This window comes from Laceyella putida (assembly GCF_042665195.1).
Lineage (GTDB): Bacteria > Bacillota > Bacilli > Thermoactinomycetales > Thermoactinomycetaceae > Laceyella > Laceyella putida.
Map to the genome: position 1 here is coordinate 1 of NZ_JBHTBW010000003.1, position 18872 is coordinate 18872.

Sequence of the window (18872 nt, forward strand, 5' to 3'; positions counted from 1 at the left end):
TTGCTTTTGTTGTTATGAACATTCTAACAGGAAATCATGATGGATTCACCAGACACGCCCTAGAATACCAAAAAAGAGGTGATCAATGTAAAGAAATTGTTGCAAATACTCTAAATAAGCTCAAAGTAGGACGTCAACGTTGCGTTTATCCTTTGTTAATGATCTATGATGATGAGATTACAGTGGATTTTGAAGAAGATAACTTAGAAACAACATGTACAGTTCTTCTTGATCGATCAAATGAGTCCCTACCTTTCTATGTACACTTGGGCCATAAATACCATCTTCTTCGTTTAGCAGCGCAGATGCTATTAGTAAAGGAGTTTTTACCTGAATGTAAAGTTCAAGGAAAGCTCCAGTATCGAAATCAAACGACCAATTTTTATTTTAATCGATCTGTGATGAAAGAGTTAATTGAAGTAATCGGTAATATACATGAAAACAAGATTGATGGAATTATACCTAATTCTTATCGCTGTATGAACTGCAATTTTAATACCAAATGTACAGAATTAACGCGAGAGGTGCGTGAAATGATTGAGCAAAGAACATAATAAGGGAAAAGAGAGTGAAGAGGAAGTAATTTTAACACTTCTAAATAATACCTTAGAAAATATGAAGTATCTAAGGGAAAGCTCAAACCACGTCTCGCCAGAAAGCTTTTTTCCTCATCTTCGAGAAGTAGTGGATTTGATAGCCAAACAACCGATGGCGCTTCAGGTGATAAAGGAGCGTCAAAAAAAGTTTTATGATATCCAATCAGCTGTAGAAACAAGCATTTTTTTAGATAAAAAGTTGAAGCTACCGGATTCATCAGATGAAGAAGTTGTCTTTATTTTTGGGTTATTGAAGTATTTTACACTTGTATATAACCGATACTCAATATTTGATGCGATTTATCCATATAGAGAAAAGACACCAGAAGAATTAGAAGATGAGGAGAAGAGGATTCAACAATCGATATGGGAAACCACTCAAGAGGAAGAAGAATATGATCGATTACAAAAGCTCCGTCGAAAGCGAATGCAAGAGAAAAATAGGAAATCATCATCAACTAACTTTATAAACGAAGTCCTGATCCCTTTTATCCGTATGATTGAGCGAGAATTAATGAAGGCAAAGTTAGAGCTAGAGACAAAAAGGGCTACAGGAGTTCACATAAATATTGAAGGGAATGTTGGAGATCATACCGTTATCGGTAATTTCGAAAATAGTAAAAGCACCATCAATAGCCATAATCAATCTAATTCCACAGATAACCCAGACGAAAGTTAATGAGGAACTACTGTGAAGTAAAGATATAATCCATGTATACCCCTGCCCTGTTTGTTGGAATGACGGTGGGGGTGTTTTTGTTGCATAGAATCAGCGATACAGGGAAAATCATATTTCTACTTTTCATTTTACAGATATCCTCCTTTTTTATATCATATATAATATGGGAAATTTATAAATTTGTATATACTATGAAAATATTAAGGAGAATTTTTATGTACTCCAATAGAATGCGCTTGATCGCTTCATTATTCTCTTTAACTTGTTTAGGATTATATTCCTTATACTTAAGTGAATGGGATACTAGTTCAATTAATGTACAAATCATTCTTTTTTATCTGGCCATTGCGTTGATACTCATTTATACCTATGGGCTTATCGCACACATGTTTATCCTATGGGTATTAAAGAGAATGAAAAAGCAAAAAATCTGGATAAGGGAAATTACTGAGCTTTTCCTGTATTTATTTTTCGGCCTTGTATTTGACTGTTTCATAGGGTTCATAGCAAATCGTTTTGTATTTACAGGTATTGCAACCATTTCGTCCCTATCAGGTTATGCCATGCTTAAAATCCTGAGCTTTCACCGCAGTCGCAACTAGCTAGTGAGCTCAGATGAGTTTCGGTACATTTTCGGAAAAAGAGCGACAATGATCAGGCAGAAGACATTGATAACAAACTCAAAACAGCATTATTGATTATCGATAAAGATTTTAAAGCAAAACTCAATTATTCGCTTATTGTAGCCAGACCGAGAAATGTATTTGCGAATGAATATTTCTTGGTTAATCCTGTAGTCGAAATCTTAAGCCCTTAATGAAAGCTGTAGGCTTGGATGAGTTAGGTTTATACTATGCAGATTGGCTGGAAGAAATCATACCGACCGAAGTGAATGATTGAGGGGAACGTCCTGAAAAAAGTGCATCAGAATTAAGTCATTAGCTTAGCATCGCCGTTTTTATATTGCTTCCACACCTTTAATATAAAAGCCCCATCCGATTAAGTATCGAAGGGGCTTTTTATGCTCTGGATTATTGGAAGGGCAACGTATCCTGCATCTCTGGTGGCTCGGGTTTTAGATCCGTCGAACCCAAGCGTGTGGGAATCTTTCCCACCGAAGTGGATCATCATCAACTTTTGATAAGGGGGACCGCCATCAAGGCGGACTTTATCATCTATTCGCAAGCCACCCCATCCCCATCCCGATCCTTTTTGGCATATCCCGGTTCACCCGTATAGATCGCTGCCGCTCCGGCTGCCGTGCTTCGAAACAGTTCGCGTAATAGAGGCAGGAGGGACGACTTTCGGTTGACCTAAGGCTAAATGAGAATCCGATAGCTATAGAATTTTAGCACTTATATTAACGATCATTTGCTTAGTTATATGGGTTCTAAGTAGGATACGGATTGGGTACCGGATCTAAATTTCAGAAGAAAATCATGGTAAAGGAGAAGTAAAGATGAGTGAGTGGCGATTAGAAATTTTAAAACATGAGGGGAAAGAAGTGATATTAAATCCAACATGGGATCAAATAACATCAGCTCTAAATAAAATGGACGGATATGATACCCTTGACAATATACTATTGATATCAAATGAAAGTGGCCATTTTACAATTACTGGGGGGAATAGGGTAAAAGGAAAAAGGGTATATCATGTTTTTTCTATGGATAGTGAAGGAGCAGACGCAAATTTGGTAAATCCCTCGGTATCTAAGTCAAATAAAGAGTACTTACAAATCACAGTTCAGAGAGTAGGTTTTGAGTTGCTTAAAAAATATCTTGTTGAATATGGTGACATGATTAAAGCAGTTAAACACTTTTTTGAAACAGGAGAACTTACAGGAGATCAAGAATGGGAATAAGTAACAACGAAGAATTGGGGAAGATATCTTCACCCCGTTTAGTATTGCTAAGGGCCATCATCAAAGATGGCTCTTTATTTTGCTTAATATTTTTGTTCGAGTAATGTTCAATGAAAATTAGCAGGATGTAGCCGATATGAAGTTCATTTTTACCAGGAATTGGGCGGAGACGCCGCTTGACCACATTTTGACCACACACTACTGATCACTAGGGTAAATCAGATGAGATATGGCATTGCGAAGAATCCCGATTTCATGCGGACATTTCAACTATAGTACATTAAAATTCACTAGTATTATTGGGCGATACTTCATTTAAATGAAAAAACTGAAACACATTATAAACTCATTAGAAAAACTTTTGCAAAGATCATTCATTATTATTATAAGAGGTTTTGCGCAAAACTTTTTAGTAGAGGTTTTAGAAAAAGGAATACTTAGCAGATTTAATATTGATGTCAAAAAACATTTCATCTTCGTCTTAGCTGTGATGTTTATTCTGGAATGTTTGGTTCTAATATCCATTTCTAGTTTAGCCACCAGTAAATTAAAAGAGCTGTTTTCCTTGCAATCTGTCGTTTATTATTATTATGCGTATGTATTTATTTCCATTGGACTTTTACCGATTATCGCGCGGACTTATAAATTGATTACGCCATTAGATAGACAATTATTGTATAGATCGCCCCTTCGAAATAGAGATATCTATTTATTACTTTGGATAAATGATTTTATTAACAATAGTTCTGTGATTCTTTATTCCTTGAGTATAGGTATTGGAATAAGCTTTCATATACCGCATTCAAAATCCCTATTTTTTTTGATTACTACTTGTTTAATCATCCTAAGTTCTATGATTTCTTATGCTTTGCAGATCATCTTTATCTCGCTTAGAGTAAACATGATTAAAAAGGGATACGGTATTGGAGCTTTTATTATATCTTTAATGATTGGTTTATGTACACTTTGTTTCAGTATTGTTCTTTCTAAATTGATACTTAATCTTTCAATTCCCACTTTTTCTATGATTTTAAATAATGTTCATAAAAAAGCGGCTTTCAATTGGGTTGATTTCATGTCTATATTTTATAAATCTATGATGACAGTAGACCGATTTATGAAAATGATGATGGATGATTGGATGATCAATGCAATAGCAACAAGAATGTTATTCGGTTCACTTCACAAATCCGATTTATTCGCATTATCCATCACATTCATCACATTACTACTCATATTCATCATGTCATTTAAAAAAGCGGGCTTTTGGTACCGTCAATTTTTGGATATGCCCGAATCTGACGTTGCAAAAGGATATATTTCTTATTATGGGGGGGTTTTGCAAAAACTGAATAGAAATCCCCTTGTACGAGTACAAATAAAAAAGCTTTTTAGGGATAATGAACAGTTATCTATGCATTATACCTTCTTTTTTATCGATTTTAGCGTTTGGATGTTTACGGGTTTTGCGATTTCTATTGCGTCTTTTAAGCATGCGTCTGCGTTGCTGAGTTTGTTTGGTACTTGTTTCGTCATCAACGCAATAACCAGAGATGGATTTTCATCAGGAGTTGATCTGTTTCCAGGGCATTTAAAATTTGATGCGGATGGCAAATCTGTACGATTGTTTCGTCTTTCAGGAGGCTCTTTGTCCCAATTGTATCAATCAAAGATAAAAACACAGCGTTTATTAGGCTTACATGAATCGATTTTAGGCCTGTTGATCGTAATCATGATTTTAAGGGTAAATTTTTACTCCCTGCTATTTTCGGGCTTGATTTTTCTACTAAATTATTTGGTTATTCCTCATTTATCAACTTTACCTTCTTATTTGAGTCCTCATTATAAACGACAACACTATACGGAGGCGGAAATCTATAAGGAGCAAGAGTTGTTGGACAATACTATTTTCGGCAGAGCAAGACAATTATTAACTCTTGCCATTGTTGTTCCATTCATCATCGAATATTTTGCCAAGATAAGCATGAACACGTTTTGCATGATGTATGCTTCGTGGGTTGTCATTTTAATCTTGTTTGTGAGTTTAATGATACGTATGACTGTTAATAAAACAACTCGACGTTTGGATCGGAGCGATCTTGTAGCATGATGATATTCAATATAAAAAAATATCTTATCGTTTCTAGTGCCATATACTTCGGATCACTTTTGTTGGGGTGTTTGTTGTATATTACCGTTCCATTTAATCTAGGGAAAATTAAGGTTGTAAATCAAACCGCCTGGTTTGAGTATGTCATGCACAATGGTTCACTCAATCTAGTTCTGATATTTGGATTTTTGACGTTTTGTGTTGTATCTGTGGTTCTCCTTTTGTTTAATGGAGTAATCATTGGATATATGGTGGCGCATGCTGCCAAATATGGCATGTTTTTAAAATTCTTTTTCCTATTGGCTCCTCATGGCATAGCTGAAATACCTGCTATGCTTTTGGCCAGTTCGATCTCTTTTACGACGCTGTCTTACTTACGAAAGCAATTAAGACAGAGGCAAAAAATAAGTTTTAAATACTTATCTTTAAACGTTTTTAAGTATTCCGTTATAGTCGCCATTCTTACATTGATTGCCGGAATTATTGAATCAAATGTCACCATAAACATTTCATCATAGGTGTGATAGCGATGCTGTTAGAAGTGAAGGAGTTATATAAAAAATTTGGCAGTAAGGCAGTTATAGAAAATTTGAATCTACATTTACATAGTAACGAAATAGTTGCTTTGATGGGACAGAATGGAGTTGGAAAAACAACTCTTCTTAACATCCTTACAGGATTGATATACCCTGACTCAGGTGATGTAACGATCGAGGGGAAAAATCTCTTTAATCAAGTAGAAATAAGAAAACAAATCGGATATATTCCCGTAGATGGATTTTTCTATGACCATTTAAACGCATATGAAAATCTAGAGATGGTTGCTTGTTTATATGGAGTAAAACCTAAAAAAACCGATATAGAACAACTATTAGAACAAGTTGGTCTTTATCCAGAAGATGCAAAGAGACCGACTGGAACATACTCTTCAGGGATGAAACAAAAGTTAAACTTTGCAAGCGGAATGATTCATCAGCCTAAGCTATTGGTCTTAGACGAACCATTTAATGCTTTGGATCCCCAAACCACTTCTATTTTCAAAAACTTATTAAAGGATTTTGTTAATAAGGGTAAAGGGATTTTATTTACGAGCCATTTGCCCGAAACGATTCTGCAATTAGCAGACCGGGTTGTCGTCATGAGTAATAAGAAAATAGAAAGTGAGTTAACGTTAGAGAAGTCACTTAGAGTGGAGCAATTATTAAATTGGTTTAATAGTGCTATTAATATAGGGGGATATCAATGAGTAGCGAAAAACAAACTTTTCTTCAGTTGCTTATGAAAGAATTGACGAATGCTACTGTATTATTTCCACTGTTATTCGGTTTGATTGTTTCTTGTTTCTTATTTGGGTTCGATTGGAGAATCATTGCGATGTTTATCGGGGCTCCATTGGTTTGGTTTCTTATTATTTATTTAATAAAACAAAATAAAAGGGACTGATGTAGCACCTTAAAATCCTCTATACCCAAAATGTGGGATTTCGGATGGATATGGGATGATTCGGGAACGGCGAAGCAAGCAGAAAAGTCGCACAAGCCGTGGAGCGTGATTTTGCGTGGACAAGGGGGACCGCCATCAAGGCGGTCTTAGTCATCTATTCGCAAGCAACCCCATCTCCATCCCGATCCAGCTTTTTGGCATATCCCGGCTCACCCGCATAGATCGGTGCCGCCCCGGCTGCCCGCGCTTCGGAACAGTTCGCGTAATAGACGGAGGAAGAACGGCTTTCGGTTGAAGGGGAGTCATTGCTTGAAGAAGAGGAGCTGCTGCTGGTTGTGGTTTGCTGTTTTTTCTCTTCTTCAGCGGCTTTCAGTTCGTTTTCCTTTTTGGTGATTTCTTCTTGCAACTTCTTCTTTTCTTCCTCGCAAGCTTTCAATTTCGCTTCGAGATCCTGCTTGCTCTTTTTCAATTCTTCATTCTGCTGTTGCAGTTGTTTCAGTTGCTTCAGTTGTTCATTGTTTTTAGCCAATTGCTTCTTTGCTTTATCCAGTTCCGCTTCGATTTCGGCTTTGGCCGTGTCCTCGACGGGTTGCGGTTGGCTTGGGGCAAGAATGCCGATCAGGATGAAACAGAGAACGAATAAGGCGGCGTTCCAAACACGTTTCCCCAGATCGACTTGCTTGTAGGCGATTTTTTTATGTAGTGGAGTCGGATAAATGATGCCGACCAGAGCGAACAGCAAAAGCAGCGTGAGAAGTACGATGATAGCTGACATGGGTCAGGTTGCCTCCTTTGTGTGAATGAAAGGTTCTAGCATGAAGGTGAAGTAGGAGAGGTTATTGTTTTTGGGTATCATGCAAAATTGCGATAGAAAACACCATGAAAAGGATATCATCAATTTTTGTATTATACAATATTGTTTTTATTATAAATAAATATATTGTTTTATTGTTGTGATTGTTGGTCCCAGCACATATCGGAAATCAACAGACCGTGAATTGTCTTTTATCTAAAAATTGTGGTATTTTACCCAAACACGGTAACCTTCCCCCGTCTTTTTTTGGTGCTACACTTGATTTGTGACAAAACATCAAGACAGGGAGTTAACAAATGAGTATGAAAGCGCATTCATTTCAGCTACGTCTGCTTTGGCTCTCTCGGCCGCGGCCAGTCTGGTTGTGGCCAGTCCGATCGCCAGTGCGGCCATGCCGTGGGGCTGTACAGGGTCGGCATGATGTCGGCCTGCGGGACTATGCCAAGCGGTGCGTGGTCAGGTTGGGGACGGCGGTGGACGTGAACGCGCTTGCCCATCAACCGCGGTACCGTGACCGAAAACCCTGCGCCGCCTGCACTCCGGCCGGCTTCCTTCGGGACTTTCGTTGCGGGCAATGGAAATCCGCCTCCACCCTTAAGCCGGTTGGTGGCGGATTTTTCGCTTTTCACCAAGCGTCATCTTCCCAAAAAAGTGGCGCTTTGCGGTAAACGGAAGCGATGGTTTATTTTTTATCTTTTTATTCCGATCGTTTGATAAAATTGAAGGAGATGCAAAATGGGTGATGCTTATTATTAAGAACAGACTGAGAAAACTCAATACCTTGCGCAACCAGATCCTTTCTGTCTTTCTCATAGTCATGCTGTTCGTCCTGGCCATCGTGTCCTTTTTGGTGTATAACCAAGTGTCCGCGCTGGTGAAGAACCAGGCCGAGACACAAATGAAGCAGACGGCCGTTGAAGCAAACGGAAGAATGGAAACGCTTTATAAACAAGTGGACACCTTGTCCAGCCAGCTTGCGACGAACCAAACGGTTCAGCAGCTGATGCTGTCCATGGTGAACGGAAACGGTTTGGACTTTTCCGAAAAGCAAACGCTGGCACGAATCATCGGCAACTACCAGGTGTATTCGAACGGCATTCAGTCCTTTGAACTGTATTCGGTCGACGGAAACCGAATCTTCCCGTTTGATGACACTCGGCTTTCGGACAGGATTGACCGCAAGTGGATTGAGCGGGCGGAGTTGGAAAAAGGGAAGGCTGTTTGGGCTGGCAAGGATCCCCACAACGGCAACTATTCCCTTGCGATCCGCAGAGTCAGTTTGATGGACCGCTGGTTTAGCAAAGGGGGCTATCTGGTCACCCGCATTGATAACAGCTATTTTCAGTTAAATCACATTCATCGTGGAGATGAGCGCCGGGAATTCATGATGCTCCTTGACCAAAGCCTCACACCCATCACTTCCAACTATCAAGGTAGCCTGGAAAGGGTATTGGCGGGAGACCGTATTTTTGCTTCCAAAGGATTATGTCAGATACCGGCTGACAGGCAAGATCCACAGTGAATATTCGGATGCGGCGGGAACGTTGTTGCTTGATGTACAGAAAAAAGAATGGAACGAAGAAATTTGCGGGCTGCTCGGAATACCGGTTCAGATGTGCCCGCCGCTTGTTGAGTCGCATGAATGTGTCGGTGGGCTTCTTCCCGCCATATCCGGGGAAACGGGTTTGCGTTCCGGCACGAAAGTGTTCGCTGGGGGTGCCGACAATGCATGCGGCGCGATTGGTGCAGGCATCCTTTCGGAAGGGAAGACGCTATGCAGCATCGGCACTTCCGGGGTGGTGCTTTCATATGAGGCGCAAGGAGACAAGGATTTTCAGGGCAAGGTCCATTATTTTAACCATGGCAAGGAAAACGCTTTTTACACGATGGGTGTCACGTTGTCCGCAGGCTACAGCCTGAGCTGGTTCAAAGACGTTTTCGCGAAAGGAGAAGACTTTGATGCCTTGCTGGCGGATATCAATGAAGTCCCCATTGGTGCTAACGGACTTCTTTTCACACCATATTTGGCCGGTGAACGGACCCCATACCCTGATGCAGCGATCAGAGGAAGCTTCATCGGCATGGACGCATCCCATCAGCGAAGCGATTTTGTCAGGGCCGTCATGGAGGGAATCACTTTTTCCTTGAATGAATGCATGGAGATCTTCCGGGGAAATGGCAAAACAGTCGATTCGGTCATCTCGATTGGCGGAGGGGCGAAAAACCCGGCGTGGTTGCAAATGCAGGCGGATATATTCAACGCTGATGTGATCAAGCTGTCAAACGAACAGGGGCCTGGAATGGGCGCCGCCATGATTGCCGCGTTTGGCTGCGGTTGGTTCCCTTCACTGGAAGCGTGTGCGGACGTCTTTATCCAGCCTGCGAAGACATACAGGCCGATTGTGGAACATGTGGAAAAGTACGATAAACTATTCAGAATATATAAAAAGGTGTATGGGCAAACTAAGGCGCTTAGTGAAGAATTGATGGAGTTCAGGAAATAAAGAACGGGTTAACCACCGCCGGGGCCAGCCATAGAACCAAACGCCACTTGCCCCCGGCTGGTGGTTTTCTCATATGCCCCCATTTTTTAAAAGGATTGCCGGCTCTTTTTTCTGTTCCTACATTTCTATGTAAAATAATTTAAATCATTGATAAAATGTTTTTAAAAATACATAAAGGAGATTGAATGCTGTGAGTCGATGGGAACAATGGGAGATGGAAAGCAAGATCAGGGAAGTGTTGCAAGCGGTGGAGAGTGATCGCGGGGAGTCGCACCATTTTGGGCGTCCGCTTTATACGGCGTACCAAATCGCCATCGCCATAGGCAAGCGGTACCCGGACTTTCTGGAGCAAATTGAGATGGAGATCGGAGGGGAGGGGGCGGAGAGCTCCTTGGCTCGCTATATTGCGCAACGGTTGTCCGTGAGGATCAAAGACGGGCGCATTGCGGATATCGAAGGGTTTTTGTTGGCGGCGGATCATGTGAAGGAGATTGATTTCATCGATCCGAGCCGCGAAGAGATTGAGGCCAATATCACGAGCGATGTGTCGCTGTTCCGGTTGAAGGGATAAAAGAAAGTCCCCCGACATGATGGGGGACTTTGTTTATGTCAGGAGGGGAAATATTCTTTCCACCGCTCATCCACTTTCCGCTTGATGTCCGGGTCGGGTTCCAGTTCATCGGGATAGCCCGGTTTCATCCGCGCATCGACGATGATCGGGAAGCGGTAGCTCGCATGGTGGCGTGTCCATTCCGCTTTGGCGTAAATGTCGTGAGCGGGATCGAAGCGGGTGAAGATGGTCCACAGGAACGGGGTTTGGCCGGAGGCGGCGGTGATGTCGTCCACCAAGAAGATCATCGGCCACGCTTGCAACTCCTCGTGATAGTGGGTGAGCAAGCGGTCCGCCAACTCGGGGGCATCGGCAAACGAATCCGTCTCCAGCACCAGCGCGCCGCGGCAGTAAACGGCGGCCTGCTTCACCCCTTGCATCTCGGGACCGTGGAATTCGGCGGGCAAGTCCCGTTTGGCTTCGCCCGTTCCGATCAGCACGGCCTTGCTGCCGTGGTTGAAGCGGCGTCCTGTGTAATCCAGCGTGTCCATGGAGGTGTTGCCGAAGACGAATAAGTCAGTGGCCGGGTCAAACCGTTCCAATACGGTTTCAAAGAGTTGCGGGAAGTTTTCCAGGGTGACGGACCGGTCGGTCAGGATGAGGAACTTGGTCAGCGTCAATTGCCCTTCGCCCAAGATGCGGAAGGCGTGCGCCAACGCTTCCCGGCTGTAACTTTCCCTGACGACGGCCGCCGCCAAGGAATGGAAACCGGTCTCGGCGTACGTCCACAACTCTTTCACTCCCGGCATCACCATCGGGAATGCCGGAGACAGCAGGCGTTGCAAAAACTCACCCAGATAGTAGTCTTCCTGGCGCGGTTTGCCCACCACGGTCGCCGGGTAAATCGCATCTTTGCGGTGGTGGACGCTGTCGACATGGAACACGGGGAAGTCATGAGCGAGCGAGTAATATCCATAATGATCGCCGAACGGCCCTTCCAGGCGGCGCGCATGGGGAGGGACATGCCCGGACAGGACAAACTCCGCTTCCGCAATGTAAGGATAGCCGCCATCCGCCGGACGGACGACCGGCAACTTTTCGCCGATGATCAGTGAGGCCAACAACAGTTCCGGCAAGAACTCGGGTGCCGGTGCGATGGCCGAAGCGATGAGGGCGGGCGGCCCGCCGAGATGGACGCGCACGGGCAGGGCTTGGTCCTTCTGTTCGGCGGCGAAATGATGGAAGCCGCCCCCCTTGTGGATTTGCCAATGCATGCCCGTGGTCTCGTGATCAAAGATTTGCATGCGGTACATGCCCAGATTGTGCTGTCCGGTTTCGGGATGCTCCGTATAGACTAGGGGCAAGGTGACAAACGGTCCGCCATCCTCCTGCCATGAAGTGATGACGGGCAGCCGGCTCAGGTCCACTTGCGGCTGTTTGGTTTCCAGCACAGGCGCCTGGCTGGCCGAAACGGGTTTCAAACCCACTTTGAGCAATTCGAAGATGAGTTGCCGTTCTCCCCAGATCGCTTTTGGCGTGGGCGGCATGAGTTTATGTACCATGTCGACGGCTTGTTGCATCAGCCTTTCCGGGCGAGGACCAAAAGCGAGGTCCACGCGGCGGGAAGTGCCGAACAGATTGGTGACTACCGGGAAGGAGCTTCCCTTCACATTGGTGAAAAGAAGAGCGGGCCCTTCTTCGGCGATTACGCGGCGGTGAATTTCGGCCAATTCCAGATGGGGGTCAACCGGTGCGTCTATTTCCACGATATCGTTTTCACGTTGCAGTTGCTTTATAAAAGTTCGTAAATTTTTATGCACGAAACATCTCTCCTAAATCAGCGGTGCCGATTGCCACGAAACGAAATGACGGTGTTGAAAGCGAATCGGTCCCCCTGCTCCTCAATGGTCTCTAGGCCTATTATACCGAAGACGTCACGTAAAAATATAGGGCCGCCAAGACCGGTTTCGTAGTATAGTATGAACAAAGGAGTGAATCAACCGATGGCAGTCATTGTGTATTCGCGGCCGCATTGCATTGAATGCAATGTGCTCAAGCGGTTTTTGAACGACTACAAGATTCCGTACGAGGTGCGGGATTGCGGGGAAAATCCGCAATATCTGGAAGAAGTGAAACAAATGGGCTTTTTGGGTGTCCCCGTCACGGTGGTGAACGGGCAAGCGATTCATGGGTTGCAACCGGATGCGATTTTAAAAGCATTAAAAGAAAAAAACAATTAATCTTTGAAAAGTCCTACCTTTAATGGTAGGATTTATTATTTATTTTCGCAAAAAATTCATATATAATAAGTTAACAGTCGCTCAATTCTTAATGATTCAATTCAAAGTAGTTGCTGTTTTATTCTAATTTTTTACTATTTAAAAAGGGGGTAGAATTGTGGAACTCTTTCGTAAAAAGAGCGTGGATTATGCCCTGGAGATGACTCGCAAAGGACCGCAATTGCGCAGGGAACTTGGGGCATGGGATTTGACACTGCTTGGCATCGGCGCGATTATCGGTACAGGGATTTTCGTCTTGACGGGCATTGGTTCGTTGACTGCGGGTCCCGCACTTACTTTATCCTTTATTCTTTCTGGATTGGCCTGTCTGTTTGCCGGACTGACGTATGCCGAGTTCGCTTCAATTGTCCCGGTGTCGGGTTCCGCTTACACCTACAGCTATGTGACGCTCGGTGAATTTTTCGCCTGGATCATCGGGTGGGACTTAATCTTGGAATACTTGCTTGCCGTAAGTTCCGTCTCGGTGGGATGGTCGGGTTATTTTGCCGATCTGCTCATGGGATTTGGCATCGAGATTCCAAAATCATTACTGACGTCGCCACTTGAAGGCGGGGTTATGAACCTCCCGGCTTTCGTTATCCTTCTGCTCATCACCTTGCTGGTGTCGATCGGGGTGAAAGAATCCAAATGGGTGAACAACGTGATTGTGGTCATGAAGCTCGTGGTGGTTCTCTTGTTCATCTTGGTTGGATTCTTCTATATCAAACCGGACAACTGGACTCCGTTCATGCCATTTGGATTTGACGGGGTGTTCCAAGCGGCCGCGGTCATCTTCTTCGCCTACCTGGGCTTTGACGCGGTAACCACGGCGGCGGAAGAAACACGCAATCCGCAAAAAGACTTGCCCAAAGGCATCTTGTGGTCGCTCGGTATCTGTACCGTCTTATATGTGATCACCACGCTGGTGATGACCGGTCTGGTTGAATTCAAACTATTCGAAGATCATAAAGAAAGCCCGGTTGCCTTTGCGATTTCCGTGACGGGCCAAGACTGGCTCCGCGGTTTTGTCAGCGTGGGAGCGACGGTGGGGATGTTGACCGTCTTGCTCGTCATGCTGTATGGCCAAGTGCGTGTCGGTTACTCCATGTCCCGCGATGGCTTGTTGCCGAAAGTGTTCTCCAAAGTAAACGCAACCACGCGCACGCCCTTTGTGAACACCTGGATCTGCGGTTTGATCTGCGCCGGCTTGGGTGGGTTTGTTCCCTTGAGAGAACTCGCTGAGCTGACGAACATGGGTACATTGGCGGCATTCGTTCTCGTATCTGTGTCCGTGATGGTCCTGCGCAAAACGCAACCCGATTTGCCACGGGCGTTCCGTACGCCATGGGTGCCGCTGGTGCCGATTCTAGCGATCTTGTTCTGCGGTTTCTTGATGTTTAAATTGCCGGGAACGACTTGGTTGCGCTTCTTGATTTGGTTGGTGGTCGGTTTGCTCGTCTACTTTGTGTACGGATACCGCAACTCGGAATTGAACAAGAAAAACTAAGAAATGGAAAAAGCTGTTGCCGTTGATCGGCAGCAGCTTTTTTAATCGATCCATTTCATTGTCGACGAGGAGGAAGCCTGAACCTGGCGGTTTCGTTTCCGTTTGCTTTTTTTTCGTTTGAGGTAGGCTTCGCGCTCCCAGCGCTTGAGCAGGGGATAGGGATCAAAGGAATAAGTGTTGCGCCCATTAAACTTGTATAAGCCGTAATGGAGATGGGGAGGGAATTTGCCTGATGTTCCAGGCGGGCCGTAACCGGATGAACCGACATAGCCGATCACATCGCCCGGCTTTACGATATCCCCTTTCTTCAATCCTTTGCGGAAACTGCTCAGATGGGCGAAGTAATGATAGCGGTTGTGGATGTCGCGTATGCCCAAGCGCCAGCCTCCATAGCGGTTCCAGCCCTTTAACTCCACGTAACCGTAGCTGGTGCTGAGCACGGGTGTTCCATAATCGGCGAAAATATCCGTCCCTTCATGAAGACGCAATCCGCCCCATCCACGCCGGTCACCCCAAGTGTTGTGGTAAGTGTAATTGTATTGCAAAGGGATGGGAAAAGATCGCTCATGGAGTTGGACGGTCTGAAACTTGCCGTAGATGCGCGCCATATGGGTAATCACATCGACCGCGGTGGGATGATGATAATAATCCCAGATGCGTTCGCGAATCTGCTCTTCTTTGATGCCTTTCGCCGCCAGGAAAGATGCGATGCTGTAGAGGACATCGACTGGATCGTGCGGATCCGCTTTCCCGTCGCCATTGCCATCCCTGCCGATTCCTCCGAAGAACGAGATCGAAGCGGGGATCAAGTCTTGCGGATCGGGATTGTTTATCCCCGTCCATACCAAAGGGGGCACTTGAATGGAAATGAGCGTCGATGCGGCCGTCTTTTTCTTCTGCGGGTGCGAGTTTTTCTCGTATTGGTCCAGAGCGGCCAGATAGGTCCACGGAACGCCAGTCAATGTCTGCATCGATTCGTACAGGTTTTGCCTTTGGGCCGCCACCGCTTTCTCTGTCGCATCGGTTGGCGCCGGGGAAGAGGCGGCCCAAGCGGGTTCGGGTGTTGCACTGCTGAGGAGGATCAAGCATAAGAGCAATAGCCATCGTCTCTTCATGGTCATCACCATAGATCATAGTTAAGATTGATGTGGATAGTCTGCCACGATCCATGGAATTCCATGATGGTAGATTGAGGAAAAAAGCGAGGCCCCATCTCAAGATGGAGCCTCGCTTACGGTTATGTTATTTTGCTTGCTTGATTTGGTTGACGATTCCGTTCAGTTGATCCAACATGATCATTGCGGCTTTGACGCCGCCAGCGGTGTTCCAGATCACGTCATCCACTTTAAAGGCGCGGTTGTTTTTCACCGCCGTCAAGTTTTTCCACAATGGATCGTTGGTGATTTCTTGTTCTTGCGCATCACCTTTTTTATCCCCTTCATCATAGGTGAAGTAGAAGATGATGTCACCATCGCCTTGCGGAATCTGTTCTTTGGAGATTTCCATCGCAAAGTCGTCTTTTTGTCCCAGTTCCGTGCGGGCAAACCCAACGTCTTTCAACAATACGCCGGTGAAGCTTTGTTGTTGGTAGATGCGGGTTTTGCCGGCCATGAAACGGATGACGGAAACTTTTTGCTGCAACAGGTCGCCTGCGTTTTGTTTCACTTCTTGCACTTTTTTCTCATAGTCAGCCAATACTTTTTTGCCTTCGGCTTCTTTGTTCAGCGCTTTGGCGTACAGGTCGAAGTTGACTTTCCAGTCGCCGCGCAGTTCTTCCGCAAATACGGTTGGCGCGATGGCGTTGAGCTGGCTGTACACTTTTTCTTGGCGCATTTTGTTGCCGATGATCAAATCCGGTTTCAAGCTGGCGATCGTTTCGAGGTTTGGCTCATGCTCATTTCCCACGGTTTTGACGCCTTTGGTTTCAGCCAACAGATGCTTGTAAAAAGGCTTTGCCGTAAACGATTCCACCGCACCGACAGGCTTGACGCCCAAGGCGAGCGCCGCTTCAAGCCCTTCATTGGTCAAGACAACCACGCGCTTGGGTTCGGCCGGCACTTTGGTGGTGCCCATGGCATGTTGAATGGTGCGTGTTTGTTCCGTCGCCTTTTCCTTGGGCGCAGGGGAAGATGAACAACCGACAAGTGCGATCAGCATGGCGCTGAAGACAAGCAGAGAACGAAGAAAATGTTTCTTAAGTCCGATCATAGAGGTAACTCCTTTCAGGTGTGTAACTGATAATGATTATCAATTATTTCGTTGCCTTTACTATAGCGCCTGTGACGATGGCTTGTCAATCATTTTTTGATAATGATTTTCAACGTCATTGACACGATTTCACCCTTCACATAGACTAAAATTGGTTTTAGTGGAAGAGATAACGGAACGAAGGTGACATTAGTTGAAAGAACTTGCTTACACACCTGGACGCAAATGGTTTGGTCTTTTTGGCGGTGTGCTGCTCGTTGGGTTGTTGATGGTGTTAAGTGTCAGTGTCGGTATCATACGCATCCCATTTCATACAGTAGTGGAGTCGTTTACCCATTTTAATGGTTCCAACCAACATCTGATCATTCAGACAACGCGTGTGCCCAGAACCTTGATTGCCGTGATGGTGGGGGGGAGCTTGGCGGTTGCCGGCGCGATGATGCAAGCGTTGACGCGCAATCCGTTGGCCTCCCCCGCAACATTGGGTGTGAATGCGGGCGCGAGTTTGCTTATCGTGGCGGGTGTTTCTTTCTTTTCCTTGACGGCAATGTCTTCCTTGATGGCTCTTGGATTTGTTGGAGCCGCGATATCTTCTTTTGCCGTGTATTTTTTGGGTTCGGCGGGAAGAGGAGGGTTGACGCCGGTCAAATTGACGCTGGCGGGTTCGGCGATTTGGGCGTTGTTTTCCTCGTTGACCCAAGGCTTGCTCGTCATGAATGAAAAAGGATTGAATGAGTTGCTGTTTTGGCTGACGGGGTCCGTGGAAGGGCGCAAGTTGGAGTTGGCGGTTCCCGTGTTTCCTTTCATGGTGGGCGGATTTGTGCTGGCGTTTTTGTTGTCCCGCGCCGTCAACATCTTGCTGATGGGGGATGAAGTCGCCGTTGGCTTGGGTGTGAAAACGGGATTGATCAAATGGTTGGGCTCGGTTGTGATTATCCTGTTGGCGGGTGGCGCGGTGGCCGTCGCCGGTCCGATCGTGTTTGTCGGTTTGGTTGTGCCCCACATCGTGCGTTGGTTTGTAGGGACGGATCACCGGTGGGTTTTTCCTTACTGCCTGGTCTATGGGGCGGCCATGTTGCTCATCGCTGACATCAGCGGGCGTTTTATCATGAATCAACAGGAGATTCCTGTCGGGGTGATGACCGCCATCATCGGGACGCCTTTCTTTATTTACTTGGCTTTGCGAAATGGAGGCGAGCGGACATGAAGAAGATGTGGACGTGGCGGTGGAAGGGTTTTTCCCAGCTCGTAGACGCCAAGGTGATCGGGGTCCTCATTGTGCTGGCCGGCTTCACCTTGTTGGCTGTGTGCGTCAGCGTGGGAGTCGGCGAAATGTACATAGCCCCGCAAGATGTGTTGAAGGTGTTCATGGGTTTGGGGAACCCTTACCATACGTTGGTGGTGGAAACGCTGCGTTTGCCGCGCGTGATCATCGCCCTTCTCGCCGGAGCGGGGTTGGCCGTTTCGGGGGCGATCCTGCAAGCGGTCATTCGCAATCCGCTGGCCTCGCCCGACTTGATCGGCATTACGGGAGGGGCCACCGTCGCCGCCGTCACGGTGATGACTTTCTTCAGTGATGGCTCGACGGCTCTCACGGTTCCGCTCTATTGGGTGCCCCTGGCCGCGTTTGTCGGCGCCATGGCCGTCGCTTTGTTCATGTATCTCTTATCTTGGCGCCAGGGGGTAACCCCTTTTCGGTTGATCTTATTGGGCATTGGCTTTTATACGGCGATGCAGGCCTTCACCAATCTGGTCATTTTGCTTGGGCCGGAGATGCAAGCCGTCCAGTCGAAAACGTGGATCACGGGAAGTGTCTATGGCAGCAATTGGCAGCAGGTCATGATCATCTTGCCATGGATGGCGGTCTTTTTGCCGCTCATCTTCTTCTTTGCCCGCCATCTGAACGTACAACAGCTGGGTGATCATGTCGCGACAGGACTGGGAAGCCGCGTGCATCGGGATCGTGTGCTGTTTTTGTTTTTGAGTACGGCTTTGACGGGCGCCTCCGTCGCTTTTGCGGGAGGGATCAGCTTTGTCGGCTTGATTGCTCCCCATGCGGCCCGCCGTTTGGTGGGGTCTTCTTATGGTGCGCTCTTGCCCGCGTCGGCCTTCTTGGGAAGCATTTTTGTCATGGTCGCGGATCTGTTGGGGAGAACCTTGTATGCGGCTCATGAGATTCCCGCCGGTGTGTTTACGGCCGTGATTGGCGCCCCTTATTTTATCTATCTTCTAATCCAAAGTCGAAATCGGACATAAGAGGATAGCTGGATAAGACAAACCCCAGAGAAGGAAGATTTTTGAAAGCGGAGTGACTGGGA

The 18872-nt window shown here is 45.9% G+C and carries 19 protein-coding genes and 1 pseudogene; 15 read left to right on the forward strand and 5 right to left on the reverse strand.

The window, feature by feature from the left end:
- Together ACFQNG_RS00505 and ACFQNG_RS00510 are read left to right on the forward strand one after the other, a co-directional pair.
- The coding region (locus tag ACFQNG_RS00505) for a hypothetical protein (RefSeq protein ID WP_379862837.1) at nucleotides 1-554 on the forward strand (554 nt) is incomplete at its 5' end.
- Nucleotides 538-1275, forward strand: a complete 738-nt coding sequence (locus ACFQNG_RS00510; RefSeq protein ID WP_379862838.1) for a hypothetical protein — start codon at nucleotides 538-540, stop codon at nucleotides 1273-1275. The genes ACFQNG_RS00505 and ACFQNG_RS00510, both read left to right, overlap by 17 nt.
- 1175 nt (nucleotides 1276-2450) lie before the next feature.
- Here ACFQNG_RS00510 and ACFQNG_RS00515 read toward each other — a convergent pair.
- On the reverse strand, nucleotides 2451-2567 hold the full coding sequence (locus ACFQNG_RS00515; protein WP_379862919.1) for an excalibur calcium-binding domain-containing protein: 117 nt from the start codon (nucleotides 2565-2567) through the stop codon (nucleotides 2451-2453).
- A gap of 167 nt (nucleotides 2568-2734) precedes the next feature.
- Between ACFQNG_RS00515 and ACFQNG_RS00520 the strand changes: the two genes are divergently transcribed.
- The 5 genes from ACFQNG_RS00520 to ACFQNG_RS00540 all read left to right on the forward strand — a co-directional run bounded on the left by ACFQNG_RS00520 (nucleotide 2735) and on the right by ACFQNG_RS00540 (nucleotide 6692).
- Nucleotides 2735-3139 (forward strand): hypothetical protein, encoded by a 405-nt coding sequence (locus ACFQNG_RS00520; RefSeq protein WP_379862839.1) that lies wholly within the window; start codon nucleotides 2735-2737, stop codon nucleotides 3137-3139.
- Between the two features lie 319 nt (nucleotides 3140-3458).
- A complete protein-coding gene (locus tag ACFQNG_RS00525) occupies nucleotides 3459-5249 on the forward strand; it encodes a hypothetical protein (RefSeq protein WP_379862840.1) in 1791 nt (596 codons plus the stop codon).
- A 74-nt stretch (nucleotides 5250-5323) separates the two neighbouring features.
- The gene (locus ACFQNG_RS00530) at nucleotides 5324-5767 is read left to right on the forward strand and encodes a stage II sporulation protein M (protein WP_465261207.1); all 444 of its coding nucleotides are present in this window, start codon (nucleotides 5324-5326) and stop codon (nucleotides 5765-5767) included.
- An 11-nt stretch (nucleotides 5768-5778) separates the two neighbouring features.
- Nucleotides 5779-6495: an ABC transporter ATP-binding protein gene (locus ACFQNG_RS00535; protein WP_379862841.1), complete on the forward strand. Its 717-nt coding sequence runs from the start codon at nucleotides 5779-5781 to the stop codon at nucleotides 6493-6495.
- Nucleotides 6492-6692 (forward strand): hypothetical protein, encoded by a 201-nt coding sequence (locus ACFQNG_RS00540; RefSeq protein WP_379862842.1) that lies wholly within the window; start codon nucleotides 6492-6494, stop codon nucleotides 6690-6692. The genes ACFQNG_RS00535 and ACFQNG_RS00540 overlap by 4 nt, the downstream gene beginning before the upstream one ends.
- Before the next feature lie 154 nt (nucleotides 6693-6846).
- Here the strand turns inward: ACFQNG_RS00540 and ACFQNG_RS00545 are convergent, their stop codons facing one another.
- Complete coding sequence (locus ACFQNG_RS00545) at nucleotides 6847-7467, reverse strand: excalibur calcium-binding domain-containing protein (RefSeq protein WP_379862843.1); 621 nt, start codon at nucleotides 7465-7467, stop codon at nucleotides 6847-6849.
- A gap of 335 nt (nucleotides 7468-7802) precedes the next feature.
- Between ACFQNG_RS00545 and ACFQNG_RS00550 the strand changes: the two genes are divergently transcribed.
- The 4 genes and pseudogenes from ACFQNG_RS00550 (at nucleotide 7803) to ACFQNG_RS00565 (ending at nucleotide 10581) form a co-directional block, all read left to right on the forward strand.
- Entirely contained in the window at nucleotides 7803-8174 is a 372-nt protein-coding gene (locus ACFQNG_RS00550; RefSeq protein ID WP_379862844.1) for a hypothetical protein, read from the forward strand.
- Between the two features lie 74 nt (nucleotides 8175-8248).
- Nucleotides 8249-9028 carry a cache domain-containing protein gene (locus tag ACFQNG_RS00555; RefSeq protein ID WP_379862845.1) on the forward strand — a complete coding sequence of 260 codons (780 nt, stop codon included), beginning with the start codon at nucleotides 8249-8251 and terminating at the stop codon, nucleotides 9026-9028.
- Nucleotides 8961-10010: pseudogene (gene xylB / locus ACFQNG_RS00560) on the forward strand (xylulokinase); the annotation flags it as partial. The gene ACFQNG_RS00555 and the pseudogene xylB, both read left to right, overlap by 68 nt.
- A 190-nt stretch (nucleotides 10011-10200) precedes the next feature.
- Complete coding sequence (locus ACFQNG_RS00565; protein WP_379862846.1) at nucleotides 10201-10581, forward strand: hypothetical protein; 381 nt, start codon at nucleotides 10201-10203, stop codon at nucleotides 10579-10581.
- 38 nt (nucleotides 10582-10619) lie between these two features.
- Here ACFQNG_RS00565 and ACFQNG_RS00570 read toward each other — a convergent pair whose 3' ends face one another.
- The gene (locus ACFQNG_RS00570; protein WP_379862847.1) at nucleotides 10620-12380 is read right to left on the reverse strand and encodes a UbiD family decarboxylase; all 1761 of its coding nucleotides are present in this window, start codon (nucleotides 12378-12380) and stop codon (nucleotides 10620-10622) included.
- A gap of 183 nt (nucleotides 12381-12563) precedes the next feature.
- Between ACFQNG_RS00570 and ACFQNG_RS00575 the strand changes: the two genes are divergently transcribed.
- On the forward strand, nucleotides 12564-12800 hold the full coding sequence (locus ACFQNG_RS00575) for a glutaredoxin family protein (protein ID WP_379862848.1): 237 nt from the start codon (nucleotides 12564-12566) through the stop codon (nucleotides 12798-12800).
- 157 nt (nucleotides 12801-12957) lie between these two features.
- Nucleotides 12958-14346, forward strand: a complete 1389-nt coding sequence (locus tag ACFQNG_RS00580; RefSeq protein WP_379862849.1) for an amino acid permease — start codon at nucleotides 12958-12960, stop codon at nucleotides 14344-14346.
- Between the two features lie 41 nt (nucleotides 14347-14387).
- Here ACFQNG_RS00580 and ACFQNG_RS00585 read toward each other — a convergent pair whose 3' ends face one another.
- Entirely contained in the window at nucleotides 14388-15467 is a 1080-nt protein-coding gene (locus tag ACFQNG_RS00585) for a M23 family metallopeptidase (protein WP_379862850.1), read from the reverse strand.
- Between the two features lie 121 nt (nucleotides 15468-15588).
- Entirely contained in the window at nucleotides 15589-16554 is a 966-nt protein-coding gene (locus ACFQNG_RS00590) for an ABC transporter substrate-binding protein (RefSeq protein WP_379862851.1), read from the reverse strand.
- Between the two features lie 193 nt (nucleotides 16555-16747).
- Here ACFQNG_RS00590 and ACFQNG_RS00595 point away from each other — a divergent pair, with 193 nt between their 5' ends.
- Together ACFQNG_RS00595 and ACFQNG_RS00600 are read left to right on the forward strand one after the other, a co-directional pair.
- On the forward strand, nucleotides 16748-17761 hold the full coding sequence (locus ACFQNG_RS00595) for a FecCD family ABC transporter permease (protein WP_379862852.1): 1014 nt from the start codon (nucleotides 16748-16750) through the stop codon (nucleotides 17759-17761).
- Nucleotides 17758-18810 carry a FecCD family ABC transporter permease gene (locus tag ACFQNG_RS00600; RefSeq protein ID WP_379862853.1) on the forward strand — a complete coding sequence of 351 codons (1053 nt, stop codon included), beginning with the start codon at nucleotides 17758-17760 and terminating at the stop codon, nucleotides 18808-18810. Before ACFQNG_RS00595 ends, ACFQNG_RS00600 begins: the two co-directional genes overlap by 4 nt.
- Nucleotides 18811-18872: the final 62 nt, after the last annotated feature.